Source organism: Monoglobus pectinilyticus (assembly GCF_002874775.1).
GTDB classification, from domain to species: domain Bacteria; phylum Bacillota; class Clostridia; order Monoglobales; family Monoglobaceae; genus Monoglobus; species Monoglobus pectinilyticus.
The window spans coordinates 1,335,681-1,351,141 of sequence record NZ_CP020991.1 but is presented as its reverse complement, the minus strand read 5'-3'; the positions used below and the strand labels follow the sequence as shown (position 1 = coordinate 1,351,141).

The window sequence follows — 15,461 nt, the reverse complement described above, 5'->3', positions numbered from 1 at the left end:
TTTATATTGCCTCCTTTAAAGCGTTAATTAAATAATCAATATCGGATTTTGTCACTATAAGCGGCGGTACTATACGCAGAACCCTATCGCCCACAACGCCTACCAAAACTTTATTCTCCCTAAGCTTTTCACCTATCTCTTTGGCTATAGGTTCTGAAAACTCCAGTCCGCACATCAGTCCGCGGCCGCGCACATTTGCAATTTTTGAATTTGCATCCGCCAGCTGTCTTAATTTATCAAATAAGTATGAACCTGTCTCTCCGATATTTTCCAATACTCCGCCGTGTATAAGTTCATCCAAAACTACCAATCCGGCCCTGGTTGACAGAGGGTTTCCTCCGAAAGTGGTTCCATGGTCACCGGGTTTAAACGCTGAAGCAAATTTCTCGCTAGCGCAGAAGGCTCCTATTGGAACTCCTCCGCCCAACCCCTTTGCCATTGTAACAATGTCAGGTTTTAAATCATAAAGTTCATATGCAAAAAGTTTTCCGGTTCTGCCAATTCCTGTCTGAACCTCATCCACAATAAGTGCAATGTCATTTTTTCTGCAAAGTTCAGCTGCCTTTTCCGCAAACTCCCGGCTCACAGGATTCACTCCGCTCTCGCCCTGTATCAGTTCAATCATGATTCCGGCGGTATTTTCATTGACAGCATTCTCCAGCCCTGATATATCGTCTCTGTCTATATGAACAAACTTTTCTATCAAAGGCTGATACGGCGCTTGATATTTGGGCTGACCTGTAGCTGCCACAGTGGCCAGGGTTCGTCCGTGAAACGAGTTTTTAAGGGTAACAAATTCAATCTTATTTTTATTTCCTTTCTCTACCTGATATTTTTTCGCAAGTTTTATCGCGCCTTCATTTGCCTCGGCGCCTGTGCTGCAAAAAAACACTCTGTCGCCGCAGCTGTGCTTAACCAGCATTTCTGCAAGTCTCGCTTGATTTTCAACGTAATATACGCTGGATGTATGTATAAGCTGTTTTACTTGTTCGGTCAGTTCACGGGTCAGTCTTTCATGGTTATATCCCAGTGAGCAGACAGCTATGCCCGCAAAAAAATCCTTATACACGTCTCCGTCCGTTGACGTAAGTTCTATTCCGTTTCCCTCAGTAAAACATAAAGGTATTCTGTCGCCAAAGGTATTCATATAATACTTTTTATCCAAATCGATTACCTGTTCCAAACTCATATGCTCTTCCATCTTTTTATCTCCTTTTCCTGCAAGACGCCCTGTCACATACTCATATCCGCCATCTGTATGCGGAATTATACAATTGGAGCAATCCTTAATCAGTTTGCCATTCCTGTCATATATCCATTTGAAGTTTCCGCCGCAGTCTGTACTATATAAAGGACAAAAGCAGAACAGACAATTTATCCGCTCCGCTTTATGACAAGGGTAATATTCACAATCCTTATTTTCAAAAAAATTATATCCCATAACTAGTCCTGAAGCGCTACAACCACCTTACGGTTTGGCTCCTCGCCAACACTGTAGGTCTTTATCCGGTCATTATCCTGAAGAGCAGAATGAATTATTCTTCTCTCGTTCGGAGACATAGGTTCAAGGGTGACGGGCTTTCTCTCTCTGAGAACGCGTCTCTCTAAGCTATGCGCCAGCTTTATCAGGGTCTCCTCACGCTTTGCACGATATCCTTCAGTATCAATATTTACCTTTATATAGGAATTTTTCTCCCTATTTACATACAGGCTGGTAAGATACTGAACAGCGTCAAGCGTATCACCGCGCTTTCCTATAAGCAAGCCCATTCTCTCGCCTGAAACTTCAACATCCACTGCGCTTCCGCCGTTTGAAGCTTCAACCTTAGCCTCCGGAAGCCCCATCATGTGTATAACATTCTCAGCAAAATACTGTGCGTCGCTCACTGACTTTTCTGTGACCTCACGGTTTCTTTCCTTTTTAGGAGCCTGTTCCTGCTGTTTTGACGTCTCCTGCTGTTTTTCAGTCTCACCGTCAGAAGTCTGAACGGCAGCCTGTTTCTTAACCGGCTGTTCCTTCTTAGCCGCCGGCTGTTCTTTTTTTATCAGCGGTTTTTCTATTTCAGTGTTCTTATTATTTTGTTTTGAAGCATCGGTTTTTTTCGCCGATTCAGCGGCTTTTCTCTCACGAACCTGTCTTCGCTGCTCTCTCGCGTTGCGGAGCTGTTCTTCCTCCTGCGCTTCCTTCGTTATCCAAGCCGAAATAATAACCTCTCTGCCAAGCAGCCGTCCAAGAATTCCTTTGCCGATTTCTCTCTCAACCGTATAAGAAAGTTCCTCAATGGAAACTCCGAATTCTTCAGCGGCAAGCCTTAACGCTTCCTCTTTACTTTTTGCGTTTTTTTCTATTTTTCTTGGCATTTTCCATTTCCTCCTTAACGATATCATCCGTTAAATCCACATTAGCAACTTTATTAATCGCAATCTGCTGTACCAACTGGAGAATACTGCTCAAAATCCAGTAGAAACCTATAGCCGCCGGCATTGTAAAAGCAATCCACGCCGAGAAAAGCGGCATCATTATCATCATTGTCTTCATTGGATTCGGCTTTTCCAAACCGTTCTCATCTTTCTGAACCGGTTGCGGCGGCTGCATTGCCTGAGTGAGCTTAGATGTCAGATATGAGCTTCCGCCGGCTATAATCGGTATCAGCCACAATCCTATCGTATTCCAAGTGATTCCGCCTTCCGGAAGCTTTCCGGTAATCAGTCCTATCAAGCCCCAAAGATCCGGGGTTGCCGAAAGATCGATCCCGAAAAAGTTAAAGTCTATAAGCGTATATGTTATACCTGTATCCGTTATCCAATGACTGTTCATGATAGCCGGATACTCGTGCAGAAATCTGGCAATCTGAATTTCATACTGTCCGAAATTCTTAAACTGCTGTTCTACAAATACATTGAGCGAGTCTATTTTCATAGACGAAAGCAGCTGATTAACAGCGTCAGGGTTTCCTGCTCCCCAATCCTCAATTGCGCTTACAATTCTCCACACATCAGAACCGCCGACGCCCATTATGTATATAATAGGCTTTTTCACAACCCAATACAGTGCCAAAAGTATAGGCAGCTGTATCAGCATTGGAAGACATCCGCTCATGGGGTTTATCTTATACTTCTGATAAAGCTTCATCGTTTCCTGATTAAGCTTGTCTTTATCATTGCCGTACTTCTTCTGGATTTCCATTAAAAGCGGCTGAAGCTTCTGAGTTTTCAGCATTGATTTTTGCTGCTTAACCGTAAGCGGCATTAAAATCAGTTTAATAATAATTGTAAACAAAATAATTGCTATACCATAGTTACTGGTTATAGTATACATGAGTTTGAGGACCCAGCCAAGGCCCAGCATTATATAGGACAATTCGATGCCCTCCTAACTTCTATTTTTACTTTTTTATGGATAATCTATTCCGCCCTTATTCATAGGATTGCAGCGCAGAACTCTCCACACCGCCATAAACAATCCCTTTATCAGCCCGTACTTTTCAACTGCCATAATAGCATATTGAGAACACGTAGGATAAAATCTGCATGTCGGTCTGCCCTTTATAGGCGAAATATATTTTTGATACCCTTTTATACATTTAATAAATAACTTTTTCATTTGATATTCATCCGTTCTGTTGCCATTGGCAAAGTCCCGAAATTAAGCTATTTTAATAATAACACGAAAAGGAAAAATTTGCAACAGTTTTTAATTGTTTTTTTATGTCAAAAAAACTCATACTCCCGCCGCTTTAATCACCTTAGAAACAGCGGTTTCAAAATCCGCTCTCAGACGGGCAGGACTTGCGTCAACAGCGGCGGCGCGCGCTACAATAACAAAATCACAGCTTTTCTTAACCGAACCGCTCAATCTTTTGATGGAATAATCTGCAAACAGTGCTCTGAGACGCCGTTTAGCACGGTTTCTCTTCACTGCGCATCCCACCTTTTTGCCGGCGGTCAGGCCAAGACGGTCTGTTCCCTGCCGATTTGGCATAGCATACACAACCAAAGTGGAAGTAACGGCCGATTTGCCCTGTCTGTACAGGCGCCTGAAATCTGTATTTCGCTTTAATACGGCTATTCCTTTCATAAACTCTCCCGTCTCATAAAAATAATATAAAAATCCCTCTGCCGTTATCAATTTTCACCTGCTTCTTCAACAGCAAATTTGAGAACAGCTGAATAATAATTTTACTTAATAAACAAAAAGACGCCATGACCGGCGTCTATTTTTTCATTAAGCAGACAGGCTCTTTCTGCCCTTGAGCCTTCTTCTCGCCAATACTTTGCGGCCATTTTTAGTGCTCATTCTCTTTCTAAAGCCATGAACCTTAGATCTGTGTCTCTTTTTAGGCTGATATGTTCTAAGCATTCTATATCCCTCCTTAAAACTTCTATATTATTACTGCAATTTTTAACGTAATATAATACTAATACGGCAGTTATTACCTGCCTACGAAAAATCTATAATATTCTATCACGACTTACATGAATTGTCAAGAATTATTTTTTTGCATATTAGTAAAAATAAATTTTTTAAAAAATTTTTTTCTGTTTAATTTTATGATTTTCGCATATATTGTTACTTCAAAATTTTCAATCAACAATATTTGGTATCAACCATTTTTGCGTGGTTTTTGGAAAAATTTTTTAGCTATTTTGGTGTTGAAAAATGAGTTTCTTTCTGTTAAAATATATTACAACAATGTAACAGCATAGGGAATAGGGATTAGAGATTAGGAATTTAGAGCGCTTCACTTTGCATGGCGGCCTTAACGCCGGCGCCGTAATTCCGTATTACAGACCTAAGCCACGACAATAGGTATAAGAGGAGAAGAGAGACGTTGGAAAATATTAATGACATTTGGGGAAACGTTACTAAACAGCTCCGTGACGAAATGTCCACGGTAGCTTTTGATACTTGGATAAAGCCAATCAAGCCGGTTGAGGTAGCAGGGGATTCTATTACGCTCTGCGTACCCGGAGGACTGCAAAAAGGAAGCCTGAACAAAAGTATGATAATGACAAAATACCGCTCGCTTATAGAGAGCAGTATAAAAAATGTGACCGGTAAATCCCTTGATTTGGATGTATGCTTTGAGACAAACAGCGGCGTTCAGGCAGACGACCCTATTAAACAGGAAAGCGCGCTGAATCCTAAATACACATTTGATAATTTTATAGTAGGAAATAACAACAACCTTGCTCAAGCAGCGTCGTTAGCAGTGGCCGAAACTCCGGCGCATAAGTATAACCCGCTTTTTATATACGGAGGAAGCGGTCTCGGCAAGACTCATCTTATCCAGGCCATAGGGAATTTTTATCTTACCAATAATCCCGGAAAACGCGTCCTATATACCACAAGTGAAAAATTTACATATGAATTGGTAAACGCTATACGTGAAAAGACAAATCAGGATTTTAGAAATAAGCACAGAACTGTAGACCTTTTGCTTATGGACGATGTCCAGTTTCTTGCAACTAAAGAATTGGCGCAGGAAGAATTTTTCCATACTTTCAACGCTTTATACGAGGCAGGGAAGCAGATAGTTCTGACGTCTGACCGCCTGCCGTCCGAAACGCCTCATCTAGCGGACAGGCTCAAAACCAGATTCCAAATGGGTTTGCTGGCTGACATCCAGCCTCCTGACTACGAGACCCGTCTCGCAATTCTTAAGAGCAAGATTGAGGACGAATATTTCACCTTTGACGAGGAAATCGTCGAGTATGTTGCAAACAATATTACTTCTAATGTTAGAGACCTTGAGGGGGCTTTAAAGAGGATTCTGGCCTATGCTGGAATTGAGAGAACCAACACCATATCCATGGAGCTGGCACAGAAAGCGCTTAAAGAAATATTATCTACTCTTCCGCAGCGCAATATAACCATCAGCGTTATTATTGACGAAGTAGAAAAATACTACCGCCTTCCCAAAGGCTCGCTTATCACAAAGAAACGTTCAAATGATATAGCATATCCCCGTCATATTGCCATGTATATTTCAAGAGTAATACTTGACGAGTCATATGCCAGTATTGGCGACGCATTCAAACGAGACCATTCCACGGTTATGAACGCAGTTAAAAAGATTAAAAAGATGGTAACCGAAGACACTGAGCTTCAGGAAATAATAAATGAACTTGTTACTAATATTAAAAAGGACTAAAGCATAATGAAAATGTTTGATACTATAGCCGCTATTGCCACCCCTCTCGGATCGGGTGGCGTTGCCATTATTAGAGTAAGCGGGGCTGATTCTGAAAAAGTTTCCCAAAACGTTGTGAAAACAAAATCCGGTAAAAAACTGACGGAGCTTGAAAGTCATAAACTGACGCTGTCGGACATTCACAAAGCCGGTGATGAATCAGCTTCTGTCGACCAGGCGCTCGTCTCTGTAATGCGCGCTCCGCATTCTTATACCGGAGAAACCGTTGTGGAAATAAACTGCCACGGCGGATACTTTGCCGCCGGTCTGATTTTAAACGAGCTGCTTTCCTGCGGCGCCAGGCTGGCTGAACCGGGAGAGTTTACACGCAGGGCTTTTATAAACGGTAAAACCGATATGACAGGCGCAGAGGCTGCTATGGATATTATCGATTCAACCTCCGGTTTGGGTCTCGGCAATGCCGCCAACGTGCTGAACGGCGCTCTTGCTGAAAAAATCAATGATATACGGCAGGATATTATGGAAATCACATCTCATATATCCGCAGCTGTCGACTATCCTGACGAGGTTGATCCACTTACAGATGAAGAAGTATTGGAGAAGTTGAATCTTATAAGTTCTAAAATTTCTGAACTTATAGACAGCTTTGAAACCGGCAAAATATTGCGTGATGGAATCCACACCGTTATTGTCGGAAAGCCAAACGTAGGCAAATCTTCGCTTCTTAATGCACTTTCACGCTCCGACCGGGCAATTGTGACAGATATCCCCGGAACCACACGGGATACGATTGAGGAATATATAAATATAAAAGGAGCGTCGCTTCGTCTTCTCGACACAGCCGGGATACGGGCTGAGGTTTCTGACGAGGTTGAACAAATCGGAATTGACCGCGCAATGGAGAATATTAAGATTGCAGACCTTTGCCTATTTGTTATAGACAGCAATTCAAAACTTGAACCGGAAGACGAAAAGATAGCAAAAGCACTGAAAGGCAAAACCACTATTGTTATACTTAATAAGACCGATAAAAGTGCGGAAATAACTCCTATAGAACTAAAAAACAGGTTTGGTTTTGAAACAGATGATATAGTCGAAACTTCCACTCCGAAAGACAAAACTCCGGCAGGTATAGAAAAACTTGAAGAACGAATAGCCGAAAAGTTTGCTCTGGGCACAATAAAAAGCGGCGAAGTATACGTATCAAACACAAGACAAAGAGATTCTCTGGTAAAAGCGAGAGAGTCTGTAGATCTAGCTTTAAACGGTGTTGGTATGCCTTTTGATCTTCTATATGTAGACTTAGAAGACGCACTTTCTGCATTAGGAGAAATAACAGGCGCTACAGTACAGGAAGAAATTATAGACCAAGTATTTTCAAGATTTTGCGTCGGAAAATAAAATTCATCAGAGGTAATCATATGGACAAAATTGAATTAAGCTTTGAATTTGTTGAAAAGTATGTTCGCTTTGCAAATCCGCAGTATATACAAGTCTATCTATATACAAAATATCTTTTAAATCATAATGATGAGATGCCAAACGCCGAAACTGTGGCCGGCGGGCTTTGTCTACCGGCGGACAGGATAAAATTTATATTCGGATATTGGGTAAGTCTCGGAGAGATGAGACAGATAGATGAAGATACCTATGAATTCACAGAAAAAGACAAAAGCGACAAGAATCCTTCAGCTAGACCGACTAAGAGAAAGAGATCCAATGCCAAGATGCGGCCGTCCTATAAAAGCTCTGAGATAGATTCAGCGGCAGACAAGAATCAAGTTCTGTCCGGAATGTTTTATCAGGCGGAAAGTATACTCGGACACATGCTCTCAGGAAATGAGATAGAGTTGCTATACTCATTCTATGACTGGCTCGGGCTTCCATGCGAAGTTATTGTAATGCTGCTCAGCTATGCCGCTAAGCAGGGCAAAGTCGGAAAGCGTTACTTAGAGACTGTAGCTATTGACTGGGCGGACAAAGGAATAGATACTTTTGACAAAGCGGAGGAATACATAACGCAGCTCGAGGAAATAGGAAGCAATGAGCACAAAATCCGCACAATACTGGGGATTTATGACCGTGCGCTCACACAAACCGAAAAGAAATATATAAGCGCATGGACAGAGGAACTCAATATTTCTCCCGAACTTGTTTCGCTGGCATATGATAAAACGGTTGAAAATACAGGAAAGCTTTCATTTGCATATATGAATAAAATTCTTGTATCATGGCACGGAGAAGGTATTAAAGATGCTGACGGTGTGAAACGGAGCGAGGAAATATACGGAAAAACAAAAGGGCAAAAAAGCAAAAAAGCAGAACAAAATTCCAATGTCCAAAAGAGCAAATTTAATAATTATAACGATACAAACAAAACAGACTATGACGCCTTAGAGGAAAAACTTCTTGATATGATGCTTGACAACTAGCTACATATTCTTATATAATCGTTTAAAAAACTACGAATTAAAAATAATGCCATAGCGGCAGAACACAGGGTGGTAATATGCAGTCGGCACACGCGCTTGCCATGAATGAACTGAATAAGATAAGAGAAAATAATATAACCGAGCTTGAAAGAAAAAAAGCTGAAATACGCACTGCTGCTCCTGAATATTCAAAAATTGAATCCGACCTTATGAAGGGCGGCAACGCCTTACTGCGTTCGGTTCTTCACGGCGGAAAAGATTTTGAAAAAATTAAAAATTTTATTCAAGAGAAACAAAAGAAAAAAATTTCTATTTTAAAAAGCTTAAATCTGCCTGACGATTATCTTGATGAACATTTTAATTGTGATATATGCCATGATACCGGATTTGACGAGAACGGTAAAAAGTGTGTATGTCTGAAAGCGCTGACTATGAAATATATTGATATAAACTCAAATATGACAGCGCTCATGAAAAAACAAACTTTTGAAAATTTTGACTTTTCATTGTTTTCACCTGTGCCTGACAACAGTGGTAAATCATCGCTGGATATTGCAAAGACAGTATATAATTCAGCTAAAGACTTTTCCGATAATTTTGAAAACGGGCTTAATCTTATGTTAAAAGGGAACGCCGGCACCGGGAAAACTTATATTTCAAGCTGTATTGCAAACCGGGCCCTCGCCCGCGGAAAGACTGTATATTATCAGACGTCGTACAAGTTATGCGAGACGCTTGAAAATGTAAAGTTCGGCAAATATGAAAATCCTGACGAGCTGAGCAGCGCAGTCAGCGTTATAAAGTACATAAACTCAGTTGACTTGCTTATAATAGACGACTTAGGAACAGAGTTCATAACTCAGTTTACCGCGGCCGCTTTATTCGACCTTATAAACACAAGACTGATAAATAATAAGTCCACAGTTATATCAACTAATCTTGATTTTGACAGCATGGAAAAACTATACAGCTCCCGTTTTACTTCAAGAATTTTAGGAGATTTTAAAATAATGATAATTACAGGCGGAGATTTAAGGAAACAAATGTTTGAGAAAAGATAAATTGCTAGTATAATGGTCTCTGCATATATACAACCTGAATTAGCTTTTTCTGTTTTTGTTTTTATTATGTATAAGTTGTTAAAAATCCCTCTATGATAAAAACATAGAGGGATTTTTCTTACCTGCAAATCAATAAAACTTTATAGGACAGCAAAAACTCATATCTATTCCGTTCTCTATATCATATAGACTATGGACAGCTATGAAAATTATAAAACTACTATTCTCCAAAATATAGCGGTGAATGCAAAAGCATTAACAACAATGATAATTAAGTTAGTTCAAATCTCCATTTAATTTCTGCAATAACAAAAAACTTTAATTTTAGAAAGAGTTTTAATCTCTTTGTCATACTTAAAGTCATTAAAAAGAACATTCATACAAAAATTTTTCCGTCTGATTATTTTCGGCGATTACTTTTTCATAAGATGAATACACACTTAATTTAGTAAAACCTATATCATACAAGCATGAATTAATTTCGTCCAGCTCATAAAGACGCGTTTGAAAATCCATCAATTCCTTATATCTGTCTAAATTATTTTATATCTCCTCGGAAACACAAATTTCAGTGTGTTTAAATCTTTATTAAAACTTACTCAAACCTAATACAGCTTCCTACATCCAAAAAGCTATTAAATGCTGAACTGTAAAGTATAATGTTGGATTCGCTTTCATTATTGAATCCTCGGTATGCGCAAAGATGGACAAAAAGCAGAGTACTAAAGTGATTACTGAAAACGTTAAGATTATTCCTGCAAACTTTCTCCTGCTGTGTTCGTTATCCCTCAGCATTTCATAATAAGCAAATGCCGTTATGATAGTTCCGATAAAGGCTATCCACACAAAATCTGTGAAGTACCTGGTAAGAAGACCGGCCATCTGCGCGTCTAGTATTGCCAAAATTACCGCAAAAATCACCGAGAAGTATACAAATCTATAAGAACGCCTGTCGGAAAAACTATTTTTCTTAAAAGCGCCGTATAGTCCAATAACCAAAATTGGATACAGCCATAACACTCCGCCCATTAACATCTCAGTTAATGTAAGTCCCTGATAGACAGTTGCCGCATTAAAGTCATGAATAAATGGAAATACTGCGTCCATGTTAAACGGCTGGAGTAAATAAGTAAATATTCCAAGCCCGGTTCTGCCCCAAACAAACCCACGCTTAGTCATATCATTTGTGGTTAAATTATAATTTGCTCCAAAATCAAACGGGGAACCAAATCTTGCGTAATTATACCACATTACCGCCGCGCCGACTATCACAAACGGCAGGCAGACAGCAACAGTCTGTTTCAAACTCTTTTTTGAGAAAAGCGTGCGTTCCTTAAATACTGAGTTCCAGAATAAAATTATTCCAAACACAGTCACTATAAGAAGCTGAGGCCGGCACCCTGCAATTATTGCTACGCAAGCGGAACCTACCGCCAATCTCCAGGATATAAGTGAGGTTGTTCCGTCCTCGTTTTTTCTTTCCGCTGACAGCCAAAACGCTAATCCAAACAGGCCAAACATTATAGCCCCCAAACTTGGAACCAAATAGAAGTCAGGTTTCTGCACAGCATACGCAAGACATGCCGCCGCTCCAAACACAACCGACAATAACAAATATAAGGCAAACGGCGTGTTCCTAAACCACTTTTTAATAATCTCCCAAAGCAGCAGCAGTATGCCTATCATAATCATAATTCCAAAAATAAATACTGCAATGTAATTTGGCAAATCATTTCCGGTAATTAAGTTATACGGCAAATAAAGCAGAATCGCAGGCGCCGCTCCAAAGTATACATAATACTTTCCATCATAGTACGCATGGTCCCATTTGAAAGCTACATTCTGAGCATACCTCTCCCTGAAATCATATGGATTGTCCATATTCTTCAATGCTGAAGACGGTTCAAAATCAAGATACAAGTGAGCTTCCTTAATCGCATCGATTAAAGAATAGTACTGCCTATGGTGCTCATAACTTTTATGCCATTCCAATACACCTGTATTCCAGTGTATCATGTTCCAAAAAGTAATAATTTGGATAGCAACCAATGCAAGAGTAACAATTCTCTGCCAGTTTTTACTTAAATCAGTTTTATAATTATACACAAAAGATTTTGGTCTTAAAACATATAGCAACATAAGCGTTAAGGATAATAGTAAAAATCTAATCCAGGAAAACATAAGCGGAACGCGGACATTAAGACCTATATTATCTTTGCTTATAGTTTTTCCGTTCATACCGTTTACAGTGATTTTGAAATCCTTTACCTCTCCGCTAAAACGAAGTCTTATATACTCACTGGACTTTACATCTGTTAAAACGGTGCGCGACGGAGCAGAAAAATAACTGGAATTCGCCTCATCAACTGCTGATAAGGTTATATCAGCCACTCCCCCCTTATTGCTTCCGGGTTTAAAATACAAATACTTCAGTTCCTCATTTAAATTTTTATATTCAATTGTCGCGCTGTCACTTGTGAACTTCAAGTCAGTTCCGGATTCATTTATCCCTGATAAAGTCATTTCTGCGTCTACTTTTTTATCAAAAGCCGAATTTACCCATTTAAAGTTAAATATAAATAACTCGCAAATAAGCATGACCGCTAGGATTATTATAAAAACTACACTATATTTCTTTAGAGTTTCCTCCGCAAAAAAATGTTTTAAATTATCTTCCTTTAGTCTTTTCATATCAGATTTCTCCTTTTATGATAAAACCAAAGCGCCGACATTCCCAATAATGTTAAAATGGTGACCGCGTCAGCTAGTTTAAAACTCCATAACCCAGAATACTTTATTTTAACAGTATCAGTTCCGTTTTGCAGATTTATTCTCAGAACGTGGTTTGTCCCGTCCTCGGTTTCCAGCTTGTTTCCATTGTTATCTTTAGCAGAATATCCTGGATAGTATAGAAGCGGAACTTCAATATAAGAACCGTTTTTAGCACCCGAAATCTCAGCTTCGATATTAGTCCCTGACTTATAATAACTGTCCACCTTAACTCCGTCGCTGGTCTCATACTTTTCAGCCGTCAGCCTGTCAGCATTTGTTCCAACCACATAATATTCATTATCAAGCCCAACAGCTCCGCTTGTGGATACCGCATAACCCTTTTTAAGCGCCGGGTCCAGCTGTGTTGTGTATGCAGTTCCCCATGAAACAAATGTTATTGCGCATACAAAACATGTCACCATTATAACGATTCGTTTTGACATATCACTTTTTGAAACTGCACCGATTATTATTGCCGCCGCAATACAGAATATTGGAGACGCTAAACTCAAAAATCTCCACGGCATTCTCACTGTTCCGGCAAACATATTAATCAGCTTATTTTGCTGCAGGAGCTCCCACGGAAACAAAGTTGTTGCCATAAACAGAAGCAGCACACCAAAAGCAAGAATACCAAATACAAAAGACTCATTCTTTATTTCCTTTTTCTTTCTGAATATAAAGTAAGCAATCCCTATAACCAGGCAGATTGTAACCCCTACGCCCAGCGACAGTGACATATCGCTTCTCATGCCTTTGTCGAGAAGCTGTGAATAACCAAAATTCGTGTTAAATATATTAAATAACTGAGTCGGAAAAATAGCATTTGAGAAAAATTCCGTATTCTCCTTTGTATGCCGTATTGCCATATCCAAACCAAAATAATATGTTATAAATGACACCAAATACCATAAGTTGAGCAAAACCGTAAGAACTCCAGCCTTAAAAAATCCTAACCAGCGTCTGTCACTTATAAAATTCTTGATAAACATCAGCACAGCGGCAATAATAGTTATCACCACAAACACCGTGCTTATAACATGCGACTGATATACTCCGGTGCATCCCAAAGCCAGAACCCACCACTTTTTCTTATCGCCTTTAAGCAAACAATACAACCCATAAATTACGAGCGGGAAAAACACCATGGCTAAAGCTTCACCTATAGCAGCCCTGTAATATAAATTCATAACGCGCCAAGTTGACAGCGTATATATGATCGACGCTATAAGCCCGACATACTTAGACTTTGACATTCCCTTTGCGGAATAATACATTATAAGCGCCGTGGCAACATTAACACCAAACAAAAATGTGTTATATGCCATGACGGGTGAAAGTCCAAAGATTCTCAAAACAGCAGGAAAATACAAAAACAGTTCCGGATAAACGCTCGCGGTTATATATCCATATCCATTATTATGCGTAGGATGAATTCTGACCGGGAACTGACCTGACAAAATTCCGTCCTTAATTCCTTCTATTCTGTATAAATGAAAGTTTAAATCATGTCCGAATCCAATAGTTCCGCTAAACAGCGGATAACTAGCAAACACCGCTCCCAAAAGCACCAGCATAATCACCGCATTATCATCACGGCTGCCCTTCTTCAAAAACCTTACATACAAAATATACAGCATTGCCAAAATCAAAAGAAGCGTCAAGAATCCCAGGTCATTATATAACATGCCGTTTTTTGAGACGGTTACTCCTGAAAGATTGCCCGACTGCGAACTATAAATGATTATATCACTCTCATCCTTGTCAAGCTCTATATTAAAAGAAGCTCCTGCTTTTCCGCTTCCAAGCGTATTTCCTTCAGCAGATTTAACCGTAACCTCTCCGCTTCCTTTAACCTCAAGCTCATATTCGCCTTTGGGATAAGTGAGGTGCGGCTCATAAGATACCTGTTCAGAATCGCTTGCTGCACCGGCTTTTTTTAGTTCAAAATTCATGCTGCGGTAACCATAGAAATTAAGCATCAACAAAATGCCTATAACCAAAACGGCTGCCGCCGACACTAACCATTTTGTATTAATTTTATGTTCCATTATAATTCACCGCCCTTTACCTTTTTATCGCTGTTCTCTGACTTAAATTCCTTAAGTTTATCCTCCGTCTGCACCAGCTTATACTCAAAATCCTGTTTGCTTTTCTGAGCTATAGTAGACAAAATAAGTCCTGAAAAATAAGACTGTATAGCAGCTAACACAACAAATCCGCACATGACCAGGGTTGGCATTTGCGGAACCAGCCCAGTCTTTATATAAGTTATAAACACCGGTACAAAAAATATCAGCGCTATTATACCAAGCAAGAAGGAAAACAGTGTAAAAAACTGCCTGGGTTTATAGTTTTTATATAATCTGATAATTGTTTTCAGAACCTTAAAACCATCCGAATACGTATTTAGCTTTGACTCACTTCCGTCAGGCCTGTCTCTGTAATCAATAATAACATTTTCTACTGCCATATTTTTATCTACAGCATGAATAGTCATCTCAGTTTCAATCTCAAACCCTTGCGAAAGAACCGGAAACGTCTTTACAAAGTTATAGCTAAAAGCCCTATAACCAGTCATAACATCTTTTATATTATTCTTAAATAGCCTGTTAATACTTCCTCTCACCAGAGTGTTTCCAAGATTATGAAACGGTCTTTTGTTTTCAGTGAAGTAGGTTGAAGATAATCTGTCCCCCACAACCATATCCGCCTTTTTAAATATAACTTTGTCAGCCATTTCCCTGGCGTATTCTGCCGGATATGTATCATCGCCGTCAGCCATTATATAAACTTCCGCGTCTATCTCACGAAACATACGGCGTATGACATTTCCCTTTCCCTGCATATATTCATGCCTGACAACTGCCCCAGCTTTCTCAGCTTTTTCAGCCGTATTATCACTTGAGTTATTGTCATAAACATATATAACTGCCTCAGGAAGAACAGATTTAAAATCTTTTACAACTTTTTCAATTGTTTTGCTCTCATTATAACATGGAATAAGAACTGCGATTTTATCCATTTATTTGCTCCTTACA

Annotated in this window: 13 protein-coding genes; 4 read left to right on the top strand and 9 right to left on the bottom strand. The window is 39.6% G+C overall.

Annotation, left to right across the window (positions count from 1 at the left end):
• Position 1 precedes the first annotated feature (1 nt).
• The 6 genes from B9O19_RS05960 to rpmH form a co-directional block, all read right to left on the bottom strand.
• Positions 2-1,441 carry an acetylornithine/succinylornithine family transaminase gene (locus B9O19_RS05960; RefSeq protein WP_102365550.1) on the bottom strand — a complete coding sequence of 480 codons (1,440 nt, stop codon included), beginning with the start codon at positions 1,439-1,441 and terminating at the stop codon, positions 2-4.
• Between the two features lie 2 nt (positions 1,442-1,443).
• Entirely contained in the window at positions 1,444-2,361 is a 918-nt protein-coding gene (jag, locus tag B9O19_RS05955) for an RNA-binding cell elongation regulator Jag/EloR (RefSeq protein WP_158648926.1), read from the bottom strand.
• Positions 2,327-3,361 carry a YidC/Oxa1 family membrane protein insertase gene (locus tag B9O19_RS05950; RefSeq protein ID WP_102365548.1) on the bottom strand — a complete coding sequence of 345 codons (1,035 nt, stop codon included), beginning with the start codon at positions 3,359-3,361 and terminating at the stop codon, positions 2,327-2,329. The genes jag and B9O19_RS05950 overlap by 35 nt, the downstream gene beginning before the upstream one ends.
• A 33-nt stretch (positions 3,362-3,394) precedes the next feature.
• Positions 3,395-3,604, bottom strand: a complete 210-nt coding sequence (yidD, locus tag B9O19_RS05945) for a membrane protein insertion efficiency factor YidD (RefSeq protein ID WP_102365547.1) — start codon at positions 3,602-3,604, stop codon at positions 3,395-3,397.
• Between the two features lie 117 nt (positions 3,605-3,721).
• The gene (gene rnpA / locus B9O19_RS05940; RefSeq protein ID WP_102365546.1) at positions 3,722-4,129 is read right to left on the bottom strand and encodes a ribonuclease P protein component; all 408 of its coding nucleotides are present in this window, start codon (positions 4,127-4,129) and stop codon (positions 3,722-3,724) included.
• 96 nt (positions 4,130-4,225) lie between these two features.
• Positions 4,226-4,360 carry a 50S ribosomal protein L34 gene (gene rpmH, locus B9O19_RS05935; protein ID WP_102365545.1) on the bottom strand — a complete coding sequence of 45 codons (135 nt, stop codon included), beginning with the start codon at positions 4,358-4,360 and terminating at the stop codon, positions 4,226-4,228.
• A 472-nt stretch (positions 4,361-4,832) separates the two neighbouring features.
• On the opposite strand from rpmH, the gene dnaA reads away from it, so the two are divergent.
• The 4 genes from dnaA to B9O19_RS05915 all read left to right on the top strand — a co-directional run bounded on the left by dnaA (position 4,833) and on the right by B9O19_RS05915 (position 9,648).
• Positions 4,833-6,155 carry a chromosomal replication initiator protein DnaA gene (dnaA, locus tag B9O19_RS05930; protein ID WP_102365544.1) on the top strand — a complete coding sequence of 441 codons (1,323 nt, stop codon included), beginning with the start codon at positions 4,833-4,835 and terminating at the stop codon, positions 6,153-6,155.
• 6 nt (positions 6,156-6,161) lie between these two features.
• Positions 6,162-7,556: a tRNA uridine-5-carboxymethylaminomethyl(34) synthesis GTPase MnmE gene (gene mnmE / locus B9O19_RS05925; RefSeq protein WP_102365543.1), complete on the top strand. Its 1,395-nt coding sequence runs from the start codon at positions 6,162-6,164 to the stop codon at positions 7,554-7,556.
• 20 nt (positions 7,557-7,576) lie between these two features.
• Positions 7,577-8,587 carry a DnaD domain protein gene (locus tag B9O19_RS05920; protein WP_102365542.1) on the top strand — a complete coding sequence of 337 codons (1,011 nt, stop codon included), beginning with the start codon at positions 7,577-7,579 and terminating at the stop codon, positions 8,585-8,587.
• A 77-nt stretch (positions 8,588-8,664) separates the two neighbouring features.
• A complete protein-coding gene (locus B9O19_RS05915; RefSeq protein ID WP_102365541.1) occupies positions 8,665-9,648 on the top strand; it encodes an ATP-binding protein in 984 nt (327 codons plus the stop codon).
• Between the two features lie 618 nt (positions 9,649-10,266).
• On the opposite strand, the gene B9O19_RS05905 is transcribed toward B9O19_RS05915, so the two are convergent.
• From B9O19_RS05905 to B9O19_RS05895, 3 genes are read right to left on the bottom strand one after another with little or no spacing between them, the layout of a single operon-like run.
• Entirely contained in the window at positions 10,267-12,339 is a 2,073-nt protein-coding gene (locus B9O19_RS05905; protein WP_102365540.1) for a hypothetical protein, read from the bottom strand.
• Complete coding sequence (locus B9O19_RS05900; RefSeq protein WP_102365539.1) at positions 12,336-14,471, bottom strand: hypothetical protein; 2,136 nt, start codon at positions 14,469-14,471, stop codon at positions 12,336-12,338. Before B9O19_RS05900 ends, B9O19_RS05905 begins: the two co-directional genes overlap by 4 nt.
• Positions 14,471-15,445: a glycosyltransferase family 2 protein gene (locus B9O19_RS05895; RefSeq protein WP_102365538.1), complete on the bottom strand. Its 975-nt coding sequence runs from the start codon at positions 15,443-15,445 to the stop codon at positions 14,471-14,473. The genes B9O19_RS05900 and B9O19_RS05895 overlap by 1 nt, the downstream gene beginning before the upstream one ends.
• Between the last annotated feature and the right edge of the window lie 16 nt (positions 15,446-15,461).

Excerpts from the sequence above, each read along its gene's own strand:
- B9O19_RS05960 (WP_102365550.1), bottom strand. The coding sequence starts at position 1,441 with ATGGGATATAATTTTTTTGAAAATAAGGATTGTGAATATTACCCTTGT.
- jag (WP_158648926.1), bottom strand. The coding sequence starts at position 2,361 with ATGCCAAGAAAAATAGAAAAAAACGCAAAAAGTAAAGAGGAAGCGTTA.
- yidD (WP_102365547.1), bottom strand. The coding sequence starts at position 3,604 with ATGAAAAAGTTATTTATTAAATGTATAAAAGGGTATCAAAAATATATT.
- rpmH (WP_102365545.1), bottom strand. The coding sequence starts at position 4,360 with ATGCTTAGAACATATCAGCCTAAAAAGAGACACAGATCTAAGGTTCAT.
- mnmE (WP_102365543.1), top strand. The coding sequence starts at position 6,162 with ATGAAAATGTTTGATACTATAGCCGCTATTGCCACCCCTCTCGGATCG.
- B9O19_RS05920 (WP_102365542.1), top strand. The coding sequence starts at position 7,577 with ATGGACAAAATTGAATTAAGCTTTGAATTTGTTGAAAAGTATGTTCGC.
- B9O19_RS05915 (WP_102365541.1), top strand. The coding sequence starts at position 8,665 with ATGCAGTCGGCACACGCGCTTGCCATGAATGAACTGAATAAGATAAGA.
- B9O19_RS05905 (WP_102365540.1), bottom strand. The coding sequence starts at position 12,339 with ATGAAAAGACTAAAGGAAGATAATTTAAAACATTTTTTTGCGGAGGAA.
- B9O19_RS05900 (WP_102365539.1), bottom strand. The coding sequence starts at position 14,471 with ATGGAACATAAAATTAATACAAAATGGTTAGTGTCGGCGGCAGCCGTT.
- B9O19_RS05895 (WP_102365538.1), bottom strand. The coding sequence starts at position 15,445 with ATGGATAAAATCGCAGTTCTTATTCCATGTTATAATGAGAGCAAAACA.